The organism is Mycolicibacterium arseniciresistens (genome assembly GCF_030519285.1).
Classification (GTDB): domain Bacteria; phylum Actinomycetota; class Actinomycetes; order Mycobacteriales; family Mycobacteriaceae; genus Mycobacterium; species Mycobacterium arseniciresistens.
On the sequence record NZ_JAUMSQ010000030.1, the window covers coordinates 1 to 6,419 of the forward strand.

4 protein-coding genes and 1 pseudogene are annotated in these 6,419 nt (G+C 68.2%); 2 read left to right on the top strand and 3 right to left on the bottom strand.

The genetic code is table 11. The features are described from left to right. Together Q2100_RS07060 and Q2100_RS07065 are read right to left on the bottom strand one after the other, a co-directional pair. A partial coding sequence (locus Q2100_RS07060; protein WP_302913420.1) for an AMP-binding protein occupies positions 1-2,130 on the bottom strand: 2,130 nt, incomplete at its 3' end. A gap of 945 nt (positions 2,131-3,075) precedes the next feature. Next, positions 3,076-4,008, bottom strand: coding sequence for a LysR family transcriptional regulator (locus Q2100_RS07065; protein WP_302913421.1), 933 nt, complete (start codon positions 4,006-4,008; stop codon positions 3,076-3,078). Positions 4,009-4,093: 85 nt separating this feature from the next. On the opposite strand from Q2100_RS07065, the gene Q2100_RS07070 reads away from it, so the two are divergent. Both Q2100_RS07070 and Q2100_RS07075 read left to right on the top strand, forming a co-directional pair. Further along, a complete protein-coding gene (locus tag Q2100_RS07070; protein ID WP_302913422.1) occupies positions 4,094-5,110 on the top strand; it encodes an alpha/beta fold hydrolase in 1,017 nt (338 codons plus the stop codon). A gap of 154 nt (positions 5,111-5,264) precedes the next feature. Further along, positions 5,265-6,071, top strand: coding sequence for a L,D-transpeptidase (locus Q2100_RS07075; protein ID WP_302913423.1), 807 nt, complete (start codon positions 5,265-5,267; stop codon positions 6,069-6,071). A 108-nt stretch (positions 6,072-6,179) separates the two neighbouring features. Here Q2100_RS07075 and Q2100_RS07080 read toward each other — a convergent pair. Continuing rightward, positions 6,180-6,419, bottom strand: a pseudogene (locus Q2100_RS07080) (hypothetical protein); the annotation flags it as partial.

Below are 6,419 nucleotides of genomic sequence, written 5' to 3' on the forward strand. Positions count from 1 at the left end.
GAACAGGGCCGTCGACCCGAGCGCCCGCGGCGAGAGCATTCCCGCCGCCGAGGGGGTCTGGGTGAGCACGGTGACATGCTCGGCAAGCAGTAGAGCCTCGAAGTCCTGCGGTGACGCGGCGACCTCTTCGGGGACCACCACGAGCCGGCCACCGCCGAGCAGCGCACCCCAGATCTCCCAGACCGAGAAGTCGAAGGCGTACGAATGGCATTGCGACCACACCTGTCCGGGCGGCAGGCCGGCCTCCAGTGAGCCCACCAGCTGCGCGACGTTGGCGTGGGTGATCGCCACCCCCTTCGGCGTGCCCGTCGTACCGGAGGTGTAGATCACATAGGCGACGTCGTCGGGCGCGGGCGCCGCAAGCACGGTCTCCGTGGCGTTTTCGGCAGTGGCGTCGTCGATGTCGATGGCGTGCACACCACAGCCGGCGATCCGGCCGGCGAGTTGCGCGGTGGTGAGAACCGCGGTCGGAGTGGCATCGCCGAGCACGAACGCGATGCGCGCGTCGGGGTGCATCGGGTCCATCGGGACATAGGCCGCGCCGGTCTTGAGTACCGCCACGATCCCCACGATCGCCTCGGCCGACCGCGGAAGCAGCAGCGCCACCGAAGCGCCGGGTCCGACGCCGCGCCCGGCGAGGGCCCGGGCCAGTCGGTCCGACGCCGCCTCGAGATCTCGATAGGACAGCCGCCGCTCACCGCAGCTGACCGCCACCGCATCCGGTGTCCGGTTGACCTGCGCGCTCAGCAGGTCCGGGACCGATACGGCCGCAGGAGCCGGGCCTGCGGCCAGGTCGCGACGGCCCACCTCGTCCAGGTGCGCGGCTTCGCCGGCCCGCAACACGTCCATCGCGGACAACTGCAGGTCCGGGTCGTGGGACATCGCCACCAACATCCGCTGCATCCGCTCCGCCAGGTCGGCGACCTCGAAGTCGGCGAACGGTTGGCCGGCGCCCACGGTGCTGAGGTACTGCTGGTCCCCGAAGCCGAGCAGGAAGAGCCCGAAGTGGCCGACCGGACCGAACGTCGTGTAACTCGCTGTCGCCGTCGCGCCGGCGAAGTCCATCGTGAGGCGGGCGGGGACGAAATTGACGACCACCCGGTTGCGCGCCTGCCGGGAGTTGGCGTCACCGTCCAGCGTCTCCACGGGGAACTGCTGATGGCGCAGCAGTTCCCGGGTGCGCGTGTCGACCTGCCTGCAGAAGTCGGCGACGGTGCTTCCGGGTGCGGTCTTCAGCACCAGCGGCACGATGCCGGCGAGCATGCCGGGTAGGAGCTTGGACTCGGGGCGCACGCGCCTGCTGACCGGGAAGTCGAGCACCAGCTCGTCGGCGTCGCCGCCGCCGAGCCCACGCACGAGGAGTGCGCACACGGCGGTCATGATCGACGAGCGGCGGACGCCGTACTGTTTCGCCAGTGTCTTGATCCGGCCGACGACGGCGGGATCCATCTGTACCGGCGCCGACGGCCAGTACGTCTCGCTCTCGGTCTCCAGCGGCGCCCCGAGGTCCGGACCGCTGCCCGAGGGAAGGTGCTGGCTCCAGTACTGCCGGTCGTCCTGGAATCCGGCGGACGCTTCGTAGGCCGATTCTCCGTCGACCAGGTCGCGCAGCGAGGCGAAGTAGGCCGGTGGAACGGAGCGGTCGGTGGCCAGCGCGGTGTAGATGGCGGCGATCCGCCGGCCGATCAGCGAGAGGCCGAGCCCGTCGAGGATGATGTGGTGACAGCAGGTGTACCAGATGTACTCGTCGGGACCCGTCTGCAGCAGTGAGAAGTTGATCAACGGGCCGTCCAGCGGCATCGGCGTCCGCTGGATCGCGGTCGCCAGCTCGCGGGCGTCCTGTTCGGGATCCTTCGCGCCGGTGAAGTCGTGCCTGCGCAGCCGGGTGTCCGGGTCGTCGGCCACCCGCTGGAACACCTGGCCGTCCACCTCGAAGAAGCGGGCCCGCAGCGCGTCGGCTTCCTGCACCACCTGCCGTACCGCCTGCTCGAAGAGGTCGGTGTCGATCCCGCCCTCGATGTGCACGAGGACACCGAGTTGCCACTCGGTGCTCTGCCGGCCGGTTTGCTGCGCCAGCCAGATGTCCATCTGGGCGCGCGTCAACGGCAAGGCCCTGTCGTCCGGCTCCATGGAATTCACCGAGACTCCCCCTGAACGTTCGTGTCACATATGTGGGACGCCGAGCCCTTGGCCGACTCGACGGCGCGCCTTGGGCCGGACACCGACGCACTTCTGATCGATCACGTCCGGCCCCGGGTGCTGTCGTCCCCGCCGACGACAGAGCGCGAGGCGGCAGGCACGCCGGCGAAGGGAATCCGCGGGCCGCACCGAATCTCGATATTGACGTCAGCGAAATAACTGACCGGGCCGATCTTGGACCAATCTGTGGCCATGGCAGTAGCTGTAACACGCCTTATGGTTCGATCGCAAGGCTTTGCGAAATAAAAGCCATTAGTTGTCGTTAGTTAACGAATATAGCTACTCGCGGTAGCGCGTCTAATTTGCGAATGCAACTATTTGCGGGCAGCGTCACCGCCGGCGTTCCAGCAGGCTGGAACATTTTCTGTTGATTCACAACGTGTTTGATGCATGAGCGAACAAGCGTCGGTCAAGCTCGAATCGTCACCATCACGGCTACCGATTTATCGTACGTCCGACGGTGCAAATCCTAGAGGGGAACGAGCCCCGCGTGTCGGTTTTGCCACGGACACGCGTCGAGTTTCGGGGAATCAGCCGGAGACGGTTGCGAGCCGCGACGCGTTGTCATTTGCTGTTCTTCATCACCGCTACGAAATGTCGAGAAGTTTTTGGTTGCAAGCAACGCTCGATGTCCGGCGACCCGTCCCCACCCCGGCACCAGCGCCGGGGCGCAGGATTCCCCGGCGGTCCGACCGCCGCGCCGGATGCACGAGGTATTGCTGTGACCGCTCGCGGTTCCGTCCGTCCGCCGAATCGGCTCTCGGGCGCCGACAGCGTGACGCGCGCGGGACGCCGGCGTCGCAGCGATCGGCCGCCGAAGATGCCACTCAGCGGTGGCGTTGCGGAGGGGTGTTTCGCCAGGTGATCGACGGGCTGTCAGTTGCTCGTCGGCCCGGCCTTGCGGCCCGTCGTCGCCTGTCGGGCGGAGACAGCCGCGGCGAACAGGATCTCGGCCAACCGGCCGGTCGCCGGGGTGCTGCGATCCACCGGCGGTGCTGCGAGGTACACCTTCCACGACACGGCGTCGGCCAGATCGACGGCATGCAGATGAGTGAACTGCTGCGCCTCCGACGACGGCATGAACGCCGTGCCCAGCCCGCTGCCCACCAGGTCGGCCATGGCGGCGAACCCGGCGGGGACCTCGTAGGACGTCCGCGCGGAGACGCCTGCAGCGTGGCAGGCGTCGTCCATCAGGCGGCGGACCCCGAATCCCGGCGGAAAGCCGACGAGGTCCTCGCCCGCGACGTCCGCGAGGTGGAGTCGTCGCCGCCCGGCCATGGGATGGTCACGACGACACACGAAGACCATCGGATCCTCGAAGAGCAATCGCATGTCGAGTTGCGGTGGGAATCGGTTGGGCACCGACACCAGCGCGAGGTCCAGCGAGCCCTCCATGAGCGCAGCGAGGTAGGCAGAAGAGCCGGTTTGGCTGAGCCGCAGCCGAAGTCGCACGAACGGGTGGGCACGATGGAACTCGCCGAGCGCACCCGGGACGTCCACCGGACCGTAGGAGACGAGTGATCCGAACTCGATGGTGCCGGCGAGTGCGCCGCGGTACTCGGCGACCGAATCGGTGGCGGCGCGGGTGACCTGCATGACGGCGTGCGCGTGTACACGGAACCGCTCACCGGCCGGGGTGAGGCTGATCCGCTGCCGTGTCCTGTCGAACAGCTCGACCCCGAGCTCGCGTTCCAGCTTCGCGATCGATGTCGACAGTGCCGACTGCACGACGTGGACTCGCGCTGACGCCCGCGTGAAACTCAACTCGGCGGCGACGGCGAGAAAGTGCTCGACCTGGCGCAACTCCACGCGGATCATCGTATCTGTTTGATAGATCTCATCAATTCATAGCAATCGTTGGACGCGATGCCCGCCGTGGGGTCGGATGGTTCACATGAACGCTCTGAACAGACGGCACTTCGGTCGCCTCGCGACAATGGCCGCCGGGGCGACCGCGCTCGCGGCATGCACGTCCGCACCGGCCGAGCCCGGTCCCCCACCTGCGCCGGCGCACCGGCTCGGCCCTGTCAATCAGATCGACGCCGGCGATCTCGACATCGGATACGCCGAGGCCGGCCCTCCGGATGGGCGCCCCGTGATCCTGCTGCACGGCTGGCCGTACGACATCAACAGCTACGCCGACGTCTCCGCCCTGCTCGCCGGCCAGGGCTTCCGGGTCATCGTGCCGTACCTGCGCGGCTTCGGAACCACCCGCTTCCTGTCTGCGGATACCGTTCGCAACGGTCAGCAGGCCGCGCTCGCGCACGACGTGATCAGCCTGATGGACGCCCTGCAGATTCCGGCCGCCATCCTCGGCGGCTACGACTGGGGCGGCCGCACCGCCAACGTCGTCGCGTCGCTGTGGCCGCAACGGTGCGCGGGACTCGTCGCCGTCAGCGGCTACATCACGGTCAATCTGGCGGCGAACCGTGAACCCCTTCCGCCGAAGGCGGAGTACGGCTGGTGGTATCAGTACTACTTCGCGACACCTCGCGGAGAGGCCGGCTACCGGGAGAACACCCACGACTTCAACAGATTGATCTGGCAGCTCGCATCGCCGGAGTGGAAGTTCACCGATGCCACCTATGACCTGTCCGCGGCCGCGTTCGACAACCCCGACCACGCCGACATCGTCATCCACAACTACCGCTGGCGGCTGAGCCTCGCACCCGGCGAGTCCCGGTTCGACGCCGACGAGTTCCGGCTGGCCGGCCGTCCTGCGGTCACGGTCCCGACCATCACCATCGCTAGCGACTTCGACGGCGCGGCCAAGGACGGTGCCGCCTGCCGGGCGCTCTACACCGGCTGGTACCAGCACCGCATCCTCGACGGCATCGGCCACAACGTGCCCCAGGAGGCGCCGGAGGAGTTCGCCTCGGCGATCGCCGAGGTGGCCGGACAGCCCCGGTGACACCCGGTCAACCGGCGCCACCAGGTCTCGCCGCTGTGGCCGAACCGTGATCAATGCTTGACCGAATCATGAACGCGCGCCTCAAGGTTCGACTGTTGACGCGCCCGTAAGATGGCAACGTTCAGGATCGCGCGTCATAAAGGGGTTCGAGTAGATGCGGGCAGTCATCCAACTTGTCCTACCGGTGGTGGTGGCCAGCACGGCCGTGCTCGGGGGCACATCAGACGTCGACACCGCAGCGGTCAGCCTGCCGATGTCCGGCGCTGTCGAATCCGTCGCGCCGACCGGCAGTGCGCGCGTCGGGGTGGCGCACCCGGTGACGATCACCTTCGGTGGGCCGATCGCCGACCGCGCTGCCGCCGAGCGTGCGCTGCGAATCACGTCCACGCCCGCCAGGACCGGCAGGTTCGAGTGGCTGGAAGACGATGTAGTGCAGTGGGTTCCAGAGCAATTCTGGCCGGCACACAGCACGGTCGCCCTGTCGGTGAACGGCAAGCTGACGCAATTCGAGACCGGCCCCGCAGTCGTCGGGGTCGCCGATATCTCGGAGCACACGTTCACCGTGACCGTCGACGGCTCGGCGGCGGGATCACCAATCGCACTGCCCGCGCCGCACCACCTCCCCCGCCTCGGCGAGGAGGGCGTGCTGCTGGCGAGCATGGGCCGTCCGGAATACCCGACGCCGGTCGGCACCTACAGCGTGCTGGCCAAGGATGACGTGGTGGTCATGGACTCGAGCAGCGTCGGCATCCCCGTCACCGCTCCCGACGGCTACCTGCTCGAGGTGGAGGACGCCGTGCGATTCACCCGCCGCGGCCTTTTCGTGCACTCCGCGCCGTGGGCCGTCGCGTCGTTGGGGCTGGAGAACGTCAGTCACGGCTGCATCGGCCTGGCGCCGGCCGCCGCGCAGTGGTACTTCGACACCGTCAACATCGGTGACCCGGTGATCGTGCAGGAGTAGCGACCCCGGCTCGGAGATATCCCGAACATGCACAGGCACAACGGAATCCGGGTCACATGGCGTGCACAGCACACCATGTGACCCGGGAGTGGGCGCGGCGACGCCGCGCTACCTGACGAGGACGGCCTTGTCCACAGGCGCTGCCTGGACCGGCGCACCCGCGGCGGTCTTTCCGGTCGGCACGCCCTTTCCGCCGAGACCGCCCATTTCGGTGAGCGGAGCGCCTCCGGCCGCAGGTGCGGTGATGGGGGCGCCTGCCGGCACGGGCGGCACGACCGGCGCCGGCGGAACCAGCGGGACGGGCGGGACGGGTGGAGCGACCGGAACGGGCGGGATGACCGGCGGTGC

Coding starts and splice junctions, on each gene's coding strand:
- Q2100_RS07075 (WP_302913423.1), top strand. CDS start 5,265: ATGCGGGCAGTCATCCAACTTGTCCTACCGGTGGTGGTGGCCAGCACG.
- Q2100_RS07070 (WP_302913422.1), top strand. CDS start 4,094: ATGAACGCTCTGAACAGACGGCACTTCGGTCGCCTCGCGACAATGGCC.